Here is a 19,240-nt window from a genome sequence, read left to right on the forward strand (position 1 = left end):
TTCGCCTCAACATCATTTAAAACTCATCCTATTTACTCAGGGTTAAAATACGCACACGATTGCACTTCTTAAAATAATCTTAAAATTACATTAAGAAATCCATTCCTTTCGATTTTGGCGCATTATTTGCCTCATACTTAATGAACCGTATTTTATAAACTTACTGTTTCTTAAAAAGAACAGTTATAATTCATTAAGCTATGACAAAGAATGAATTTGACACCATGGTTATTGAGCAATCAGACTCATTAAAACTCTACGCCAGAAATTTTACCAGCGACTATGAGGATGCTAACGACCTCGTACAGGATACTATCCTTAAAGCTGTAACCTACTTCAAAAATTTCAAAGAAGGGACTAACCTAAAAGGATGGCTTTATACCATCATGAAAAATACGTTTATAAACAACTATAGACGGATCGTAAAAACCAATTCCTTCATCACAAAAGATGAAGACATCTCCAATTCCAACCTATTGATATCCGCTTCAAGTAACCAGGGAGAAAGTAAGTTCGTGATGGAGGATATTCATGAAGCGCTATCCAATCTTTCAGAAGAATACTACATCCCCTTTTCGCTTTATTTCGAAGGATTTAAATACCATGAGATATCAGAGCATTTAAACATCCCTATTGGTACTGTAAAGACGAGGATACATGTTGCCCGGAAATTAATGAAACGATCACTATCAGCTTATAAAGTAGCTTAGTTTTTTCTATCTTCGCCTTCTGATAGATCGTGATGACAAAAGAAGGATTACCCGAATATAGCAAGAGTCAACTCGCATTGCGAAATGGTCAGGATAAGCTCCAGATCTGGATTGCTTACAACGGCTATATTTATGATGTTAGTGACAGTAGACTTTGGAAAAATGGTATGCACTATGAGCATTGGGCGGGCCAAGATCTAACTGAGGAGCTTAAAGACGCTCCTCATTCAGACAGTGTATTTTCAAAATTTCAGGTTGTCGGAATCCTGAAGAGTTAATAAAATCTATAGATTAAATTGAGACAATGCTACAAAAGCATTGAGACGTTTCTGTATATCTTCCTCGGTAAGACCCACGAGACGATCTGTACCAAACTTTTCTACGCAAAAAGAAGCCAGTGCTGATCCAAAGATCAGTGCATTCTTCATATTGGTAAAATTTATGCTCTTTACTTTGGCTAAATAACCAATAAATCCACCGGCAAATGAGTCTCCTGCACCTGTCGGATCAAATACATCCGCTAAAGGCAAAGCTGGAGCAGAAAAAATCTGATTCTCGCCAAAAAGCAATGCGCCATGCTCACCTTTTTTTATAATCAAATATTTTGGTCCCATAGCCAAAATAACTTTTGCAGCTTTAACCAATGAATATTCACCTGATAGCTGTCTAGCCTCAGCATCATTGATCGTCAAGACATCCACCTTTTGGAGAACTTTCTTTAAATCATCCAGAGCAACATTCATCCAATAATTCATCGTATCCAGCACAACGAGTTTTGGTTTCCTTTTCAGGCGGGCCAAGGTTGTTAACTGTACTTGTGGAGTTAGATTGCCTAACAAAAGATATTCGCAATCTTGATAGCTATCAGGAATAATTGGGTCGAAATCCGCCAATACATTTAAGTCCGTTGCTAGCGTATCCCGACTATTCATATCATTGTGATATCTTCCAGACCACGAAAACGTTTGTCCCCCTGGAACAATCTGAACACCCGATACATCGATGCCACGCTCCTTTATAACAGCAAGATTACGGCTTCCAAAATCTTCTCCAATAACACTGACCAATTTGATTTGATCACATAAATAGGATGCCGCTAAACTCGCAAAAGTACCGGCACCACCTAGAATTTTGTCAGTTTTACCGAACGGTGTTTCAATTGTATCGAAAGCCACCGTACCAATAATTACTAAACTCATAGTTTTTTAATAAGCATGGTAAACAAAAAAACCGGCATAAAGCCGGTTTCAATATTGCTCCTGAAGCTGGGCTCGAACCAGCGACCCTCTGATTAACAGTCAGATGCTCTAACCTGCTGAGCTATTCAGGAATTTTTAATCTTCCGAGAAACTCCTTTCTCATTGAATGCACAAAAATAGTACATTTTTATATTATTCGCAAATAATTTCGTCATTTGCTTGTTGCTCCTGAAGCTGGGCTCGAACCAGCGACCCTCTGATTAACAGTCAGATGCTCTAACCGGCTGAGCTATTCAGGAATGAAAAATTGAATACTTTTAAAAACTCCGGTTATGTAAGTTATTAAATTGCTCCTGAAGCTGGGCTCGAACCAGCGACCCTCTGATTAACAGTCAGATGCTCTAACCTGCTGAGCTATTCAGGAATATTTTCTTCAATTTTTCCGGAGACCCTATCGCGTTTCCGTGATGCAAGTATCGGAAGATTATTAGAATACTACAAATTTTTTGAACACATTTTTTACAACTTCCTAAAATCCAACTAGAATAATTTATTTTTTCTTTTATCCTGTCCTCACTAAAAACCTTCTTTAAGTAACGTTAACAGCATAATTCTTCTTTTACTTAAATATTCCCTCAAACAAATTAACCCTCAACGTCTGATTAAAGTAATACTCCTTTGAGAATTAGTGTGGCTACTGTAAAATATATTAAAAGGCCTGTAACATCCACAAGAGTTGATACAAATGGTGCTGATGAACTCGCAGGGTCAGCACCCAACCTCTTCATCACAAAAGGAAGCATAGATCCCATAAGCGAGCCCCAAAGGACAACACCTATCAAGGACAAGGAAATCACCAAAGCAACCAGTACCCAGTATTCACCATAACTATGTGCAAAGGACTGCCAAGCCATGATCCTCAAAAAACCAAGGGCACCCAGGATAAGCCCAAGCAACAGCCCTGACAATATCTCCCTTCGCATTACGCGCCACCAATCCGAAAGAGTTACTTCCCCTAATGCCATCGCCTGTATAATTAATGTAGAAGCCTGCGAACCGCTATTACCACCACTGGAAATAATCACTGGCATTAACGCAAATAACATAATTGCGCTCGCCATTTGCTCCTCAAAATGTTCGATGACGGTTGCTGTCAATAACTGTCCTAGAAATAAAACAATCAACCAGCCCGCGCGTTTCTTAACAAGATTTTTGATGGAAACATCCAAATAAGGTTCATCCAAAGCTTCTGTACCACCAATACGTTGCATATCCTCGGTATACTCTTCATTGGCTACCCACAAGATATCATCTACCGTAATGATCCCAAGCATCACCCCCTGTCCATCGACAACCGGAAGCGCAACCCTATTATTCATACGGAAAATATTAATTGCCTCCTCCTGCGGGTCATAGGCATTCAAAGAAATTAATCGATAATCTATGAGATCACCCACAATTGTTTCGGGCTCTGCCATCAGCACATCTTTGATACGAATATCGTCAATCAATTTACCATTTGAATCTATGACATAAAGCACATCAATAGTCTCAGAATCCTTTCCATATCGACGAATATGTCCTAGTATTCTTTCAATACTCCAATGTGCTTTTACAGTAATATAATCTGGAGTCATCAAGCGCCCGACACTATCTTCGGGATAGCCCAATAAAGCCAGCGCTTCTACCCTATCCTTTGGTGGCAAGAGCAAGATTAAATGCTTTATATCATCCTTCATTTCGGAGAAAAAAGAAGTCCGATCATCAGGTGGTAATTCATTAATTAAAGCACTTATTTTCGCTTTAGAAAGTTTCTTAAAAATTCGATTTTGGGTAGGAAAATCAAGGATCCGAAAAACGTTTACAGCACGGTTTAAATTTAAGGATTCTATAAAGAGCGGACCATGTTCTGGCAGTTCATCAATCAGTTCCTCCACCTCAGAAATATTCAATTCATTTAGAAATTCTTCCAGCCCAACAAAATCTCCATTCGCTATCAATTGTTCTATTTGACTTACCTGCATTTCCAGTTCTTCCATATCTTCCTTTCGATTTTAAAATCCTACATCGGTACAAAATTATATGTTACAAAAATCGCTTTTTTAAAGTAAATTCTGAATAAAAAAATAAATAATAAAAAGACCGAAAAACTTCTTTCCTATTTTATCTTCAATGAGTGAACAGCCGACCGTCCATTTTCCAAAATAAGACATTTTGTCATTACCAAATATTCCCTCCTGTACATCACGATCCCATAAAAAAAACAGACAAAACGGACCATCATAAGAACACCATAGCTCGACCATCATCTTTACAAAAAAAAACGTAAAGAAGAAATCATCTACACATACCGCTTTCTGAACAAAAAACCTTCTCTCTTTCGTAAGCATAAAATTCATACGCATAAAAAATGTCCAAATATTTTTCAGCAGCACCTAACTTATACCTGAATATTTGAGTATATTCGTCAGGTGCTTGTTTCCAGTTGGATAACGAATTTCTACAGCCAAAGCAAGCATTTAAAACAAACTAAAAGCAATAAATAAACAGCAAAAAACATAAACACAATAAAACCATAACTATATATAAATCAATATATTTAATAACTTATTAAAACATAATATTTATATAAAATCAAAATATTTAGCTAAAAAAAATAGCAATTCATAAATTAGCCATATATATGAAATATAAAAACATAATTTTCAATACATTAATAGTATTAATATCAACTATATCTTCAAAAAAAACATTTGCACAATTTTTTGAAGATAGTCAAGCCCCCTTAAGTCAGAAATGGTTTAAAATCGAGACACCAAATTTTAAACTCATTTTCCCTGAAGAGATGAAAGGTAAAGCCCCTACCCTAGCAAATCAGGTCCACAACTCTTTGCGCACAACAAGTAGAAATTACAGAATAACGCCGCGACAGATCCCCTTCATTATACACAATACGAACCTACAGACAAACGGTTTTGTACAGTTATCTCCTCGAAAATCCGAGCTATATAGCACTGCTGGAGCCGAACCCGATAATCAAACTTGGTTACCCAATCTGATCCTCCATGAGTCTAGACATGTTAACCAGTTTGACAAATTGACAGGTAAATTAAGAGCTCCCTTTTTCGAACAATTGGCCTTGGCTTATTATGGACTTACAGTTCCTTCCTGGTTTTTTGAAGGCGATGCTACGCTGACTGAAACCATTTATTCTCGTGGAGGAAGAGGTCGATTGCCCTCTTTTGAAATGCCGATCAAAGCCAACTTCCAATCTAAACAGAACTATAGTTTCGACAAATACCTGCTCGGATCCTTTAAGGATATTGTCCCCAGTTACTACACAATTGGCTACTTGATGACATCAACACTTAAATCGGAACTGCCGCCAAATTACGAAGCAGATTTATTTTCAGAGCTCAACAAACGGCCACTCTATCCTTATAATATCAACCGTGTACTGAAGAAAAAAATAGGTGGAAATAGCCGCTATTTATTCAATAAAACGATCACAAAACTAGACTCAATATGGGAGCAAAAAACAGCCAATTATTTAGCTCAAAATTACGCTGAAATTTCAGGTCAAAATAACCGCTATTATAACAGCAATCTATTACCAAAATCAAATGGAAACTTGATTTACTTCATTAAACAAAATCCAGAAAAAACAAATGCAATATATACTTATGACAATGATAAAAAATCGGAATCACAACTTGTAAAAACAGGTATCCAGTTGACCCCACATTTCGACATCAACAAGGAATATATTGTATGGGATGAATTGCGAAAAGATCCACGCTATAACAAGAGAACATATAGTGTCATCAACTTAATGAACCGGAAAACAGGAAAAATCAAAACACTGACCAAACAGTCCAGATATTATTCACCCGTATTTAGCCCCGTAGACGAATCCATTGCTTGTATTGAAGTAGATTTATCCAACACAAGTTATCTTACGCTTATAAGCCTTAAAAACGGCTCTGTAATTAAGCGGATAAAAACAGTCGATTCAGAACAGCTTCAACATCCCGCTTTCAACCCAACAGGAGACAAAGTAATTGCTATCCGCTTATCAGAAATTGGAACAGCACTCTGCGAAATAGATCTCAAAAATGATAAAATAACAAACATCACCTCATGGGGCGATCAACAATACGAAAGGCCACAATACCTTTCAGGTATGGATATACTTGTCAAAGCTAACTTTAATGGTATTGATAATATTTACAAAATAGATCGTCAATCGGAAGCGAAACATCTCCTGACCAAAGCCCCATTCGGCGCTTTTAATCCTTTTTATAATAAAGAAACTAAGCAATTACTTTTTAACAACTATCAATACAATGGCTATAAAATCAGCCAAACAAGTATAGATACGACCTTCGATATAAAACCAGAAACTGATTATTTTTCCCACTACTATGCTGATGCTGTAAAGAAAGACAGCATATTCAATATTGCTGCCACAGCACCAGATTCCAACCAGCATTACACCATTGAGCCATACAAGGGACTTGGACGAACGTTTAACTTCCATAGTCTTTCTTTAAGTAGTAGCAACTTTGAGAGTTTTGATAATTTCAAACCTGGCATTTTTTGGCTTTCAAATAACATTTTAAACACGACTCAAATTGCGCTTGGCTATGAATACGATACAGACATCAGAAAAAGTATTTATTCGGCCGAACTTACTTACAACAAATATTTTCCGAAATTCTCACTTCGCTACGAAAATAGAGGGCAAATTGCAGCAGCAAGCGTACCCAATAAACCAGACAGCAGTATAAGGTTCGATTGGAGAGAACATTACGTTTCCTCTCAAATTTCTATCCCACTATCTTTTTATAGGCTTGATTACAATTATTCCACAGGATTCAATTTTGCAACAGCCTATTTGAAACGTTACAGCCTAAGTCGGAATGACCTCAAAAACTTTAATTACGAAACTGCATTTCCGTTAACGTACCAACTTTATTTCAACAGAAATGCCCGAATGGCAAATATGGATCAATACCCGCGATGGGGACAAAATTTCAGTATAACTTATAGGCACACGCCTTTTGAAAACAAGGCCAAAGGTGAAATTCTATCTGCGAGAACAGTATTTTACCTACCTGGCTTTGTAAACAATCATGGATTTCAAATTCGCTTGAGTGCACAGGCGGGAACGGGAATTTATGAATACATTAACGATATCCCACTCGTCAGCGGGTTTAGTTATTACAAATATGAAAAGATAAAAAATACATTATTGGTCAATTATCGTTTTCCAATAGCCTATCCTGATTTTAGTATAGGATCACTGACTTATATAAAACGTATAAAAGGTGGTGTATTTGCAGACTATCAAAATATCCACAAACATAAAGAAGCGGTACCGAAGAGTTTTGGAGGCTACCTTTCCTTTGATTTCAATGCTTTTAGATATCCATTACCCGACTTTGAGTTTGTCGTAAAAGGAACCTACATCAATGATAATACAGCAACGCAGCGCGTCGTTCCAACGGTAAGTTTAAATTACACCTACTAAGGATGAATAGCCCAATTAAAATTAGCAGCTAGAGCATAATGATCTGACAAAGGTAGACCCCTGAGGTTCGTAAACAGATTATTTTCTATATTATAGTCACGCGCAGCCAAATTTACATGACCGTTGCTACGGTAAAGAATTTTGTCTATTGACTCGTTCTGATTACCAATTGATAACATATGAGGAGGTTTGAACGCATGCTTCGCTTCTGGCACCAGTCCGCCGTTTTGGAGTTCTACCCAACTGTCCACCAATGTGGTTGACTCCATAAAATCATGTAGATTATCATCACCGAAACTATAATGAGCATTAAAGTCCCCCATAACAATCAGCGCATTATCACTAGAGTTCTCACCTATATAATCGCGCAGCTGATTGAGATTGTCCCTTCTAGCACTAGAGGCACGCCTACTGTTCTGAGCGTTTGCATGTACATTATAGACATCCAGCCATATCCCCGCAACTATTTCCACCTTGACCAAGGTAAAACCTTTAGGCGTCAGGAAATCAGCCCCCGTGCGTTTTTTCCAGGGAACGCGGATTACATCTGACATCGGAAAACGAGACAGCGTGTTCAAACCATCGCCAAAAGGCACACGCCCCTTAGGCTTGGTCCGATAAGGATGCTGGTTTCCTCCCAAATAAAGACTATTGTTATAATTGAAATCCTCCTGTACATTTACGATATCAAAAGGATTAATCTTTTTACCTATCTCAGCGATACTCCTACTCCTGCCTGTAATTGCAGAAGAAATAAACCCTGGCAATCCCGCTACATTGTATGTCAACACCGAAAAAAAACCTGAACTATCTTTTTCTTTTTTGTGATTAGCATCCATCAATAAAACCTATATAATCATGTTGTGATAAATTTAGCAAATACGGCAAACACTCACCAACACTATACAGATATTTAACAGATAATTGATTTAAATCTGACATTACCGAACTCATCTCAGCCATAATAAATAGAAGCTTTTTTCACAAGTCATTAGCTCCTACCACCATCAATAAAAAAACACCGTAGATTTAGGCCAGTCGTTCCTCATAAAAAAAGGGATAACTCAACGTTACCCCTTTTCAATATTCTGTTTGATTTATTAGTCTTCGAGTGCTTTTACACCAGGAAGAACTTTACCTTCCATATATTCTAATAATGCTCCTCCACCTGTACTGACATAGCTAACATCTTCTGTCATACCAAATTTACTCACTGCAGCAGCTGAATCTCCACCACCGATTAAAGAAAATGCGCCATTTTTGGTTGCTTCTACAACAGCATCAGCCACAGCTTTGGTACCTTTCGCAAAGGTATCAAATTCAAAAACCCCCATAGGTCCATTCCAAAGAACTGTTTTTGAATCTTTGATAATAGCTGCAAAATTCTTAGCAGACTCCTCCCCGATATCCAGACCCTGAAGATCCGCAGGAATTTGATCGTTTGGCCCGTCATATACATTTGCATCATTAGAAAACGCATCAGCAATTTGAGCATCTGTAGGAATAACAAGATTCACGCCTTTTTCTTTTGCTTTCTTTACCAATTCATTTGCGAGGTCAAGTTTATCCATCTCAACCAATGACTTACCAATTTCACCACCTCTTGCTTTGATAAAAGTATAAGCCATACCTCCACCGATCAGTAGGTTATCCACTTTATCCAATAAAGCTTCGATCAATTGGATCTTATCAGAAACTTTCGCTCCCCCCATAATCGCTGTAAAAGGTCTAACCGGATTATTCAAAACTTTCTCTGCATTCCCTACCTCGGCAGCCATCAAATAACCGCTATATTTAGCTGATGGAAAAAACTGTGCGACAATCGCAGTTGAAGCATGTGCTCTATGCGCGGTACCGAAGGCATCATTCACATAAACATCACCCAATTTTGAAAGCTTTTCAGCAAATCCTACATCACCTTTTTCCTCTTCTTTATAAAAACGTAGATTCTCAAGTAATAAAACTTGGCCAGCCTGCAATGTAGCAGCTTTTTCTACAGCTTCATTTCCAATACAATCATCGGCAAATTGAACTTCTGTACCTAATACCTTAGATAGATGAGCCACAATATGTTTTAATGAATACTTATCAGTAGGACCATCTTTTGGTCTTCCTAAATGGGACATCAATATCACGCTTCCGCCGTCGTTCAAAATTTTCTTTATTGTTGGAGCAGCTCCTTGAATACGATTATCATCCGTAATATTGAAATTTTCATCCAAAGGAACGTTGAAATCTACGCGAACCAAGGCTTTTTTACCTGCAAAATTTAAATCGTCTACTGTTTTCATTATGTAACTTTAATGTTTTAGGATCTGTCGTTTGCCAAACGAACAGCTAAATATAGAAAAAAGGCATTTATTTTCATCAAATAAATGCCTTTTTATCGGATTAAATTATCATTAATGGATTTCAACCGTATAAGGCAACCTTGCCTGAACCCCGCTCTGCGCTGTCGCCTTGCGCATCACATCAAAATAACGATAGTATTCGCCCATTTGTTCTTTAGCAACCCAAACCTGAACTTTTTCCTTTGAATTGTTCAATATTGAGGTAAACGGATCTTCCTTCGCAGGATATTGCGAAACTTTATACTTGCTTAGATTTGCCTTTTTAGCCGCCGCCTGAATAGCAACATCAAGATTACCCAGTCGATCCACCAATTTGTTGCCCAGCCCCTGTGTACCCGTCCAAACACGGCCCTGACCAATACTATCAACATTCGCCAATGGCATCTTTCTACCTTCAGACACAACTTTTGTAAAAGTAGCATACACTTTGTCAACCTCACGTTGGATAATATCCCTTTCTTCAGCAGTCAATGGGCGATCAAAAGTAGTCATCAAATCCGCAAATTTTCCTGTCTTTACACCATCGTAGTGAACGCCAATTTTATTGTTCATCAGATTCTGGAAATTCGGTATTACACCAAATACACCAATTGATCCGGTAATGGTCGTCGGCTCAGCAAATATGGAGTCAGCGGCCGCAGCAATATAATAGCCCCCTGAAGCCGCTACATCTCCCATAGAAACAATTACTGGTTTAACTTTTTTAGTCAAAATCACCTCCCTCCAGATAACATCTGAAGCAAGTGCCGAACCCCCAGGTGAATTCACACGCAACACAACAGCCTTTACCGCATCATCCTCTCGCAGCTTACGTAATTCTCTTGAAAATTTATCCCCTCCGATCTCACCCGGACGGGTACCTTCACCATCCACAATCTCGCCAACAGCGTAAAGCACAGCCACCTCAGATCCACTAGCATCATCCTTCACCTTTTTATTGTAGTCGAACAATGAAACAAAAGATATCTCATCCTTCTCGCCTATCTTCAATCGCTTTCTTAAATCAGAGAGCAGTTCGTCCTTATAGATCTTAGCATCAGCAAGCTTATACCGTACCGCATCATCCGCATTCCTAACCAGATAATCATTGGCTATACCACGCAATGAATCTGCCGGAATGTTCCGACTTGCAGCGATTTCATTGATAAAAGTATCATATATGCTTCCCAGATACGATGTTATCTGCAAACGATTTGGGTCACTCATCTTATTGAGGAAGTAAGGCTCCACCGCGCTCTTAAACGTCCCTACTTTCACAATCTGCATCTCAACCCCAACCTTGTCCAATAGGTCTTTGTAAAACATTGTCGAACTAGAAAGACCTCTAAAATCTATGGTACCTTGGGGATTGACATATACCTTATCTGCAATACTGGCTACATAATATGCTTTTTGATTATACCCAGCATTGTAGGCAACAACAAATTTTCCCGTTTTTTTAAATGCTAAAAGTTCATCACGTACAGCCTTTAAACTTGCAAAACCAGTACCGATACTACCCGCATCCATATAAATCCCCTTTATATTCGCATCTGTTGCCGCATACCTTATTCTTCCCAGAATATCATCCAACCCGATACTTTTGGTAGAATAACCCGGAAGATTTAAGCTTCCAAAAGGATTATTGTCATTCCGTTCATTAATATCATAGTCAAAGGATAGAAACAGCACCGAATTGGTTTTGACAGCAACTTCCTGATCAGAGGAAGCAGAGCTAATAATCGCACCGATAATACCCATAAAAACAATAAACAAAATCACAAAAGATATAACAATCCCTGTAATCGTTGCTAATACATACTTAAAAAATGATTTCATATTTTATAATTAATTCCAGTTTATGCAGTTCTTGTACATGGAATGATTTATTTTACGCTAAAGGTAATGCAATATTTTTTATTCCCCCAGTATTTTATTTCATAAAGACTTAATTTAGCGACATGAACAAGATTTTTATTTTATTGGGAACGAACTTAGGAGACCGCTTGCAACAACTCTCATTAGCAAAACAATCCCTCGAACAACAGATTGGAATGATAATGCAAGAATCCTCAATATATGAAACTGCAGCTTGGGGAGTTGAAGATCAACCTTCATTCCTTAATCAGGTCATCCTAATAAGCTCACCGCTATCTGCACTTGAATGCTTAAACCTTACCCAAAAGATTGAATTAGATCTAGGAAGAGTACGACTGAAGAAATGGGGAGAGCGGGCGATAGACATTGATTTACTTTATTTCAACGACGAAGTTATCAATCACCCAAATCTGATTGTACCACATCCTTTTATTTCAGAAAGACGCTTTACATTGGAGCCCTTAGCAGAAATAGCCCCAACATACATACACCCCGTTTACAAAAAAAATAATGTATCTTTATTGAATAATTGCAAAGACGAATTACCCGTAAAGAAAATTAGCGACGATGAATCATATCGACATTGACCTGATCAACCAAAATATGTTTGACAATACTGATTTGATCAAACAATTTGTATCAATGTATCTTATCCAGACCCCAGTAGACTTAGACAACTTGCGAAATGCCTTAAATACAGGTAATCATCAAAAAATTGCAGATGCAGCTCATCATATTAAACCTACGATGGATTACATAGGAGCTTTTCACTTAAAAGCTAAATTTGAGAATTTGGAATTAAGTGCCAAAAATCAGGAATCCTTAGAAGGACTTAGGGCAACTTTTGAGGTGCTGGACATCGAAATGAAAGAATTGTTATTTGAACTCGAACAATATGAAAAAACGATCTAAGCTAGATCGTTTTTTTTATTGAAATGCAATGCTGACAATATAAAATACAGAAGTAGAATAACTGGCAAAGCCATAAATTGTCCAATTGCAAATAACACCAAAGTTAAGAATAGAAAAATAAAGCGATATTTATTCGTCGCCCAGTCCATTGAACTAAATTTCATCGAAAACAGTCGAATCTCACTAATCAATAGATAACTGGTCAGCAGCGCACTACAAATCAAGAATATTGGATTTATGATAAGTTCAGGATACTTATCAGCGATATAAGGCAATGAAAGCACATAAAAAGTATTCATTGGAGTATTAAGCCCTATAAAATCTGCCGTTTGCCGCTCATCCAAATTAAACTTTGCCAATCGTAAAGCTGAAAATACAGTAACAATAAAGCCTAGATAAGGAAATAAAGATCCACCGGGAAATACCTTTTGTAATAATGTAAACATAATTACCCCTGGTAGAAATCCAAAGCTGACCATATCGGCAAGCGAATCCAATTCTTTACCAATAGGTGATTTTACATGAAGCAGCCTTGCGACCATACCATCAAAAAAATCAAATATTCCAGAAGCAAGCACACATATAGTTACCGCTTTTATGTTGCCATCCAACGCCATCAGTACAGCAATACAGCCACTAAAAAGATTGAGGCAGGTTAGCAGATTTGGAATATGTTTTTTCATCAATATTATATTTATGTACTTATTGCAATTTTCAAAGTGGCCTCTTTGTATGTATTAGCAGCTCAATAATATTTCAAAATTGAATTATACTCTACCACATCATACGATCGGACACAAAAAAGCCATCATTTTAGTAAAATGATGGCTAAAATATCAAAATTTGATGGGATTACCCATTCATACTGATCAAAAATTCTTCATTTGATTTAGTACCACGCATTTGTCCTTGCAAGAATTCCATTGCTTCTGTAGAATTCATATCCGACAAGTGATTGCGAAGTACCCAGATACGTTGCAATGATTCTTTATCCGTCAATAGATCATCACGACGCGTACTTGACGCAGTAATGTCAATTGCAGGGAAGATACGCTTGTTCGCCAATTTACGATCCAATTGTAACTCCATATTACCCGTTCCTTTAAATTCTTCAAAGATCACCTCATCCATTTTTGAACCAGTATCTGTTAAAGCTGTTGCAAGGATTGTTAATGAACCACCGTTTTCGATATTTCTAGCCGCACCAAAGAAACGTTTTGGTTTATGTAACGCATTTGCATCCACACCACCTGACAAGATTTTACCTGAAGCAGGAGCAACAGTATTGTAAGCACGCGCCAGACGAGTGATTGAATCCAATAGGATGACCACGTCATGACCACACTCTACCATACGTTTCGCTTTCTCCAATACAATATTAGCAATTTTCACATGGCGGTCAGCAGGCTCATCAAAAGTAGATGATACAACCTCAGCACGCACACTTCTTGCCATATCCGTAACCTCTTCAGGACGCTCATCGATCAACAAGATAATAAGGTATACCTCAGGGTGATTCTTCGCAATTGCGTTGGCAACTTCCTTCAATAAATTTGTTTTACCCGTTTTTGGTTGAGCAACGATCAATCCACGTTGACCTTTACCGATTGGCGTAAACAAATCCATAATACGAGTTGAGTAGTTACCCATACCCATATCCAGATTTAAGCGCTCATCAGGGAATAAAGGTGTCAAGTAGTCAAAAGGCACACGGTCACGTACCTCTGCAGGATTCTGTCCGTTGATGGCCTCTACTCTAACCAATGGAAAATATTTCTCACCTTCTTTTGGAGGGCGAATACAACCACGAACGGTATCTCCTGTTTTCAAACCAAATAATTTGATCTGAGACTGTGATACATAAATATCATCTGGAGATGTCAAATAGTTATAGTCTGATGAACGCAAGAAACCATAGCCATCTGGCATAATTTCCAACACACCCTCATTAACGATAACATTGTCGAAATCTGTACTAGAAGAAGTATTTTCAGCTTTTGGAGTTTGAGGTGTTTTTTCAGGTTGGGAACCTTTATCTGTTGTAGGAGTACTTTCTACTGCGGGACTGCTTTCCTCACTTTCAACAGCCTCACGTTTTCTGACAGTCACAGGCTCAACGGTCTTCACCGTTCTTACGCGCTTACGAGTGCGTTCACCCTGTTCCTGATTATCCTCCTCCACTTTAGCAACTTTTTCTACAGAAGCCGGAGCTGCTTCTTCTTCCCCACCGGTATTGCTAATTCTTTCTATTAATTCTTGCTTACGCAATTTATCAGCATCCGCGATACCGATCAACTTAGCAATCTCGCGCAATTCCGATACGAGTTTAGCGTTTAATTCGTTAATATCCATTAATGTGTTGTGTATGATTTTTGGATTTTCTTTTGAGCTTTATTCTGATTACACACCTAAGCTTGTTTCCTTGTTTAAGTGAATGAAGAACTTAATGATTTCTTTTAAACCCGAAGTGGATTAAATCTTGAGAACCTAGACAAAGAAAAAAACAAATTTTGTTATTTCAAAATATTTCAAAAAAAATATTTACTATTGTAGCTAGTAAAACGATTTAACGACATTTTTAGATTGAATTTTATATTTTTTTTCATAAGTTCGTACCTTTCAAAATTTAAGTTTTTAGATCCCTTATATGGAACAGCAACAAACTAAAACCAATTACCCCGCACTCTACACATTGATTATTGTGTTTTTCTTTTGGGGATTCATTGCAGCGGGAAATAGCGTATTTATCCCATTCTGCAAGAATTATTTTCACCTAGATCAATTTCAATCGCAGCTCATTGACTTTGCTTTTTACACGGCCTACTACATTGGAGCATTACTCCTGTTTATCTTTAGTTCAATTGGCGGTAAAGACCTTGTTGGAAAGTGGGGTTACAAAAAAAGTATCGTTTATGGTCTACTATTTTCTGCTTTGGGAGCAGCAGCAATGATTGTGGCGGTCGAGGTAAATTTATATATTGGAATGTTGTTGGGTCTATTTGTGGTTGCACTTGGATTCTCGTTACAGCAAACAGCTGCCAATCCCTTCGCCGTTTTATTAGGTGACCCAAAGACGGGAGCATCCCGTGTCAACCTTGGCGGTGGTATCAACTCATTCGGAACGACAATAGGACCATTGGTGATTGGTTTCTCGCTATTTGGAACATTTGAGCCGATCTCAGATTCAGAAATTGCCAATCTTCCTTTAAATAAAGTTGTATATCTATATGTTGGTGTTGGTTTGTTGTTTATTTTGGCTGCAGCATTATTCAATTTCAGTAAAAAAGTTCCAGCTGGAATTAGCAATGAACCCATGGAAAAAGCCAATAAGGCTTTACGTACCTTGATCATCATGACAGTTCTACTATTCGGTATGTTCACTCCAGTATTCCTAAGTTACAAAAGTGACCTTGCATTGCATATCGAACAGCTCCATCAACAAGCCTCAAGCCTCACTGATCAGCTACAAATCGACCAATTAAAAGCACATATTAAAGAAGTTGCCAAACCTCTTGAAACACAACGTATGATGTGGTTAGCAGGTGCATTAATTGTTGTTATCGGCGGTTTACTTTTCTCCAACAGAAGCGCGAAAAAGAACCCTGAAGGCTGGGGAGCAATGAAATATCCGCAACTGGCTTTGGGAATGCTTGCATTATTTATCTATGTAGGTATCGAAGTTGCTATTGGTAGTAACTTAGGTGAGTTGCTTACTTTAAAAGAATTTGGCCACCTACAGTCTTCACAAATCACACCATATGTATCCATGTATTGGGGAAGTATGATGATCGGTCGATGGGCCGGAGCCATTACAGCATTCAACCTCAGTAAATCGGCTAAAAATGGACTGCTGATTATTGTTCCTTTAATCGCTTTCTCGATTATAATTGGTGTCAATACACTTGCAGGCTTCGAAATGTCACACCTTTATTACTATGTGATCTGTATTATTCTGCAAATCGTTGCTTTTTATCTAAGTAAAGAAAAACCAGCCCGTACATTGATCATTTTCGGTTTATTTGGAATCATCGCCATGTTAATCGGCCTTTTCTCTTCAGGTACGATCGCGATTTATGCATTTTTATCTGGAGGACTTGCCTGTTCAATTATGTGGTCATCTATTTTCAGTTTATCAATCGTTGGTCTAGGAAAATATACTGCTCAGGGTTCAGCATTCCTGGTCATGATGATCCTTGGTGGTGGTGTCCTTCCTCCTATCCAAGGAAAATTGGCAGATCTTATTGGAATACACAACTCCTATATCCTACCATTAATCGGATTCTGTTATATCGTTTTCTTTGCTGTATTTGTCAAGGGAATTTTAACTAAACAAGGAATCAATATTGATGAAATCGAGGCGGAAGGAGCACATTAAAAGCATCAACTAATTGTAAATAGTACACTATTTAATCAATTTTATTACAGCACCCAAAAACTGGCTTAACAGTATTGTTAAGCCAGTTTTTTTATATTATGAGCAAATTCATAAAATTTATTTTTTCAAAAATACTCGGATAAATTATGATATTTAAAATTAAAAAATGTATTTTCGGGGAATTGATTAATGAATTGATTACTCATTTTATAACGATAAACACAATTAAAACTACTCAATAATGATAATCATTGCTGACGGGGGATCAACAAAAACAAACTGGTGTTTGTTAGACGATTCAAATAAAAAAATCTACTTCAACACAGAAGGGTATAACCCGTATTTTGTTGACAGTGAATACATTGTAAACTCCCTAAAAAAAGGATTACCGCAGGATTTACCTTTTGAAAAAATCGCGGAAGTAAATTATTATGGTGCAGGGGTCCATAATAAAGAGAAGGCACAGATCGTAGTTGATGCACTAAAACACGTATTTACTACAGCGAAAGTGGAAGTGGGACATGATCTCCTTGCTGCAGCAAGAGCATTACTGGGATCCGAAGCTGGATTTGCTGCGATCTTGGGTACAGGAACAAATTCTTGTCTCTATGACGGCAAAGAAATTACATTAAATATTGATTCCGGAGCTTACATTTTAGGTGACGAGGGATCGGGTAGTTACATTGGTAAAAAATTACTTGCAGACTATGTTCGTAATTTAATGCCTAAAGATGTAAAGGAAGTGTTTTGGAACACGTATAAAATGACGAAAGATGAAATCATGGACGCGGTGTATACCAAACCTATGCCTAATCGTTTCTGTGCAAGTTTCAGTAAATTCGTATATGACAATAATGTAAATATCGAATATACACGTAATATTGTAGATGAAGCATTTGAAGCTTTCTTCAGAAATTTAGTAAGTAAATATCCTAATTATCAAAGTTATACTTTTAATTGCATTGGTTCAGTAGGCTACAATTTCAGAAATGTATTAGCTGAAAAAGCTGAACAATATGGCATGAAAGTAGGTAAAATTTTGCGTTCTCCTATTGATGACCTAGTACAATTTCACATCGATAGAGCGGCAGCAACTGCTAAATAGAAAAGGAAAATAATCTTTAACATATTTAAAAAAAAGGTGCATTAGATGATGCACCTTTTTTTATTACCTTCTCCTTTCAACAAATCAAATCTAGCTTCAAAATTAGGCTAATTAGACTGAGATCTTGACAAACAACTTTTGAATTCCTTCTTTTCCAAAAATTTCCTCATTTTTAAAAACTAACCTACAACAATTAAGCTACAATATTAAATTCTAATAAACTTATTCATACCGTTTTACGGGAAATTTTAATAATTTAATAACAGGAATTTCATCAGTACAAAATAAAATTACCTTTTTTTTGTAAAAAGAATATTTATAGTTTATTCCGATGAAAAGAAGCCTTGATATACTTGTACTCTCAGACATACACTTAGGTACATACGGAAGTAGAGCCAAAGAACTTTTACTTTACCTGGAATCCGTCGCCCCCAAGATATTGATCCTCAATGGCGATATTGTAGATATTTGGCAATTTAAAAAAAGCTACTTTCCACAAGATCATTTAAAGGTCATCAAGAAGATTATCGATATGAGCTCAACTGGTACTGAAGTCCATTACATTACTGGTAATCACGACGAAATGTTACGCAAGTTTACTGACCTCAAGTTAGGAAACATCAAACTGAGCAACAAGCTACTTCTTTCACTTAATAATCAAAAGGTATGGATCTTTCATGGCGATGTTTTCGATGCATCCATCCATCATTCAAAATGGTTGGCAAAACTTGGGGGTTGGGGTTATGACAAATTGATCCAACTTAATAATGTGATCAATTATTGTCTAGATAAAATGGGAAAGGAGAAATACTCACTCTCAAAAAAAATAAAAAATTCTGTTAAAAAGGCCGTTAAGTATATCTCAGACTTCGAACATACAGCAACCGAGTTAGCTATTGAGAAAAACTATGATTTTGTAATCTGTGGTCACATTCATCAGCCCCAAATAAAGGAGGTCATTACTCGAAAAGGTACATGCACCTACATGAATTCGGGCGATTGGATTGAAAATCTAAGCAGCTTAGAATACAAAAATGGGGAGTGGAAGCTCTTCTATTTCGAAGAAAACAAGGAGCAAATCCTTAAAAACAAAATCATCGACACCCCACTTTTCAGTCTAGAAGATTTAAAGAAAATTGTCATATCATCTTAGCCGAAAAGCACAGTAACAATATATCTTGGAAGAAATTATAAAAAG

The 19,240-nt window shown here is 37.3% G+C and carries 16 protein-coding genes and 3 tRNA genes; 8 read left to right on the forward strand and 11 right to left on the reverse strand.

Features of this window, described 5'->3' with window-relative positions; all coding sequences use genetic code 11:
* Nucleotides 1–200: 200 nt before the first annotated feature.
* Nucleotides 201–710, forward strand: a complete 510-nt coding sequence (locus ABFX33_RS20365; protein WP_120260597.1) for an RNA polymerase sigma factor — start codon at nucleotides 201–203, stop codon at nucleotides 708–710.
* A gap of 32 nt (nucleotides 711–742) precedes the next feature.
* Nucleotides 743–988, forward strand: a complete 246-nt coding sequence (locus ABFX33_RS20370; protein ID WP_257092081.1) for a cytochrome b5 domain-containing protein — start codon at nucleotides 743–745, stop codon at nucleotides 986–988.
* A 6-nt stretch (nucleotides 989–994) separates the two neighbouring features.
* Here the strand turns inward: ABFX33_RS20370 and ABFX33_RS20375 are convergent, their stop codons facing one another.
* The 6 genes from ABFX33_RS20375 to ABFX33_RS20400 all read right to left on the reverse strand — a co-directional run bounded on the left by ABFX33_RS20375 (nucleotide 995) and on the right by ABFX33_RS20400 (nucleotide 4,314).
* Nucleotides 995–1,909 carry a PfkB family carbohydrate kinase gene (locus ABFX33_RS20375; RefSeq protein ID WP_346087859.1) on the reverse strand — a complete coding sequence of 305 codons (915 nt, stop codon included), beginning with the start codon at nucleotides 1,907–1,909 and terminating at the stop codon, nucleotides 995–997.
* 57 nt (nucleotides 1,910–1,966) lie between these two features.
* Nucleotides 1,967–2,040 (reverse strand) — tRNA-Asn (locus ABFX33_RS20380).
* A gap of 94 nt (nucleotides 2,041–2,134) precedes the next feature.
* Nucleotides 2,135–2,208, reverse strand: a tRNA-Asn gene (locus tag ABFX33_RS20385).
* Nucleotides 2,209–2,259: 51 nt separating this feature from the next.
* Nucleotides 2,260–2,333: transfer RNA gene (locus ABFX33_RS20390), tRNA-Asn, on the reverse strand.
* A 238-nt stretch (nucleotides 2,334–2,571) separates the two neighbouring features.
* Nucleotides 2,572–3,948, reverse strand: coding sequence for a magnesium transporter (mgtE, locus tag ABFX33_RS20395; protein ID WP_346087861.1), 1,377 nt, complete (start codon nucleotides 3,946–3,948; stop codon nucleotides 2,572–2,574).
* A 63-nt stretch (nucleotides 3,949–4,011) separates the two neighbouring features.
* Nucleotides 4,012–4,314 (reverse strand): hypothetical protein, encoded by a 303-nt coding sequence (locus ABFX33_RS20400; RefSeq protein WP_346087863.1) that lies wholly within the window; start codon nucleotides 4,312–4,314, stop codon nucleotides 4,012–4,014.
* Nucleotides 4,315–4,754: 440 nt separating this feature from the next.
* Between ABFX33_RS20400 and ABFX33_RS20405 the strand changes: the two genes are divergently transcribed.
* A complete protein-coding gene (locus tag ABFX33_RS20405; protein WP_346087865.1) occupies nucleotides 4,755–7,442 on the forward strand; it encodes a TolB-like translocation protein in 2,688 nt (895 codons plus the stop codon).
* Here ABFX33_RS20405 and ABFX33_RS20410 read toward each other — a convergent pair.
* From ABFX33_RS20410 to sppA, 3 genes are all read right to left on the reverse strand, one after another.
* Nucleotides 7,439–8,281 (reverse strand): endonuclease/exonuclease/phosphatase family protein, encoded by an 843-nt coding sequence (locus ABFX33_RS20410; RefSeq protein WP_346087867.1) that lies wholly within the window; start codon nucleotides 8,279–8,281, stop codon nucleotides 7,439–7,441. The genes ABFX33_RS20405 and ABFX33_RS20410 overlap by 4 nt on opposite strands.
* 261 nt (nucleotides 8,282–8,542) lie before the next feature.
* A complete protein-coding gene (locus tag ABFX33_RS20415; protein ID WP_346087869.1) occupies nucleotides 8,543–9,733 on the reverse strand; it encodes a phosphoglycerate kinase in 1,191 nt (396 codons plus the stop codon).
* Nucleotides 9,734–9,844: 111 nt separating this feature from the next.
* Nucleotides 9,845–11,611: a signal peptide peptidase SppA gene (sppA, locus tag ABFX33_RS20420; RefSeq protein WP_346087871.1), complete on the reverse strand. Its 1,767-nt coding sequence runs from the start codon at nucleotides 11,609–11,611 to the stop codon at nucleotides 9,845–9,847.
* A gap of 122 nt (nucleotides 11,612–11,733) precedes the next feature.
* On the opposite strand from sppA, the gene folK reads away from it, so the two are divergent.
* Both folK and ABFX33_RS20430 read left to right on the forward strand, forming a co-directional pair.
* A complete protein-coding gene (gene folK / locus ABFX33_RS20425; RefSeq protein ID WP_346087873.1) occupies nucleotides 11,734–12,237 on the forward strand; it encodes a 2-amino-4-hydroxy-6-hydroxymethyldihydropteridine diphosphokinase in 504 nt (167 codons plus the stop codon).
* Entirely contained in the window at nucleotides 12,218–12,562 is a 345-nt protein-coding gene (locus ABFX33_RS20430; RefSeq protein WP_120260587.1) for an Hpt domain-containing protein, read from the forward strand. Before folK ends, ABFX33_RS20430 begins: the two co-directional genes overlap by 20 nt.
* On the opposite strand, the gene pssA is transcribed toward ABFX33_RS20430, so the two are convergent.
* Entirely contained in the window at nucleotides 12,559–13,245 is a 687-nt protein-coding gene (pssA, locus tag ABFX33_RS20435) for a CDP-diacylglycerol--serine O-phosphatidyltransferase (protein ID WP_346087875.1), read from the reverse strand. The genes ABFX33_RS20430 and pssA overlap by 4 nt on opposite strands.
* A gap of 169 nt (nucleotides 13,246–13,414) precedes the next feature.
* Complete coding sequence (gene rho, locus ABFX33_RS20440; RefSeq protein ID WP_257092090.1) at nucleotides 13,415–14,914, reverse strand: transcription termination factor Rho; 1,500 nt, start codon at nucleotides 14,912–14,914, stop codon at nucleotides 13,415–13,417.
* A gap of 295 nt (nucleotides 14,915–15,209) precedes the next feature.
* Here rho and ABFX33_RS20445 point away from each other — a divergent pair, with 295 nt between their 5' ends.
* The 3 genes from ABFX33_RS20445 (at nucleotide 15,210) to ABFX33_RS20455 (ending at nucleotide 19,195) form a co-directional block, all read left to right on the forward strand.
* Nucleotides 15,210–16,937 (forward strand): MFS transporter, encoded by a 1,728-nt coding sequence (locus ABFX33_RS20445; RefSeq protein ID WP_346087877.1) that lies wholly within the window; start codon nucleotides 15,210–15,212, stop codon nucleotides 16,935–16,937.
* A 241-nt stretch (nucleotides 16,938–17,178) separates the two neighbouring features.
* On the forward strand, nucleotides 17,179–18,042 hold the full coding sequence (locus ABFX33_RS20450; protein ID WP_077432461.1) for an N-acetylglucosamine kinase: 864 nt from the start codon (nucleotides 17,179–17,181) through the stop codon (nucleotides 18,040–18,042).
* 331 nt (nucleotides 18,043–18,373) lie between these two features.
* The gene (locus ABFX33_RS20455; protein ID WP_120260579.1) at nucleotides 18,374–19,195 is read left to right on the forward strand and encodes a UDP-2,3-diacylglucosamine diphosphatase; all 822 of its coding nucleotides are present in this window, start codon (nucleotides 18,374–18,376) and stop codon (nucleotides 19,193–19,195) included.
* The last annotated feature ends 45 nt before the right edge of the window (nucleotides 19,196–19,240 follow it).

Source organism: Sphingobacterium ginsenosidimutans (assembly GCF_039536865.1).
Taxonomy (GTDB): domain Bacteria; phylum Bacteroidota; class Bacteroidia; order Sphingobacteriales; family Sphingobacteriaceae; genus Sphingobacterium; species Sphingobacterium detergens.

Bases quoted from the DNA above. Each gene is read 5' to 3' on its own strand.
- ABFX33_RS20375 (WP_346087859.1), bottom strand. From the start codon at position 1,909: ATGAGTTTAGTAATTATTGGTACGGTGGCTTTCGATACAATTGAAACA.
- ABFX33_RS20415 (WP_346087869.1), bottom strand. From the start codon at position 9,733: ATGAAAACAGTAGACGATTTAAATTTTGCAGGTAAAAAAGCCTTGGTT.
- ABFX33_RS20450 (WP_077432461.1), top strand. From the start codon at position 17,179: ATGATAATCATTGCTGACGGGGGATCAACAAAAACAAACTGGTGTTTG.
- ABFX33_RS20365 (WP_120260597.1), top strand. From the start codon at position 201: ATGACAAAGAATGAATTTGACACCATGGTTATTGAGCAATCAGACTCA.
- ABFX33_RS20430 (WP_120260587.1), top strand. From the start codon at position 12,218: ATGAATCATATCGACATTGACCTGATCAACCAAAATATGTTTGACAAT.
- ABFX33_RS20455 (WP_120260579.1), top strand. From the start codon at position 18,374: ATGAAAAGAAGCCTTGATATACTTGTACTCTCAGACATACACTTAGGT.
- ABFX33_RS20400 (WP_346087863.1), bottom strand. From the start codon at position 4,314: ATGCGTATGAATTTTATGCTTACGAAAGAGAGAAGGTTTTTTGTTCAG.
- pssA (WP_346087875.1), bottom strand. From the start codon at position 13,245: ATGAAAAAACATATTCCAAATCTGCTAACCTGCCTCAATCTTTTTAGT.
- rho (WP_257092090.1), bottom strand. From the start codon at position 14,914: ATGGATATTAACGAATTAAACGCTAAACTCGTATCGGAATTGCGCGAG.
- mgtE (WP_346087861.1), bottom strand. From the start codon at position 3,948: ATGGAAGAACTGGAAATGCAGGTAAGTCAAATAGAACAATTGATAGCG.
- ABFX33_RS20370 (WP_257092081.1), top strand. From the start codon at position 743: ATGACAAAAGAAGGATTACCCGAATATAGCAAGAGTCAACTCGCATTG.
- ABFX33_RS20410 (WP_346087867.1), bottom strand. From the start codon at position 8,281: ATGGATGCTAATCACAAAAAAGAAAAAGATAGTTCAGGTTTTTTTTCG.
- sppA (WP_346087871.1), bottom strand. From the start codon at position 11,611: ATGAAATCATTTTTTAAGTATGTATTAGCAACGATTACAGGGATTGTT.
- folK (WP_346087873.1), top strand. From the start codon at position 11,734: ATGAACAAGATTTTTATTTTATTGGGAACGAACTTAGGAGACCGCTTG.
- ABFX33_RS20405 (WP_346087865.1), top strand. From the start codon at position 4,755: ATGAAAGGTAAAGCCCCTACCCTAGCAAATCAGGTCCACAACTCTTTG.
- ABFX33_RS20445 (WP_346087877.1), top strand. From the start codon at position 15,210: ATGGAACAGCAACAAACTAAAACCAATTACCCCGCACTCTACACATTG.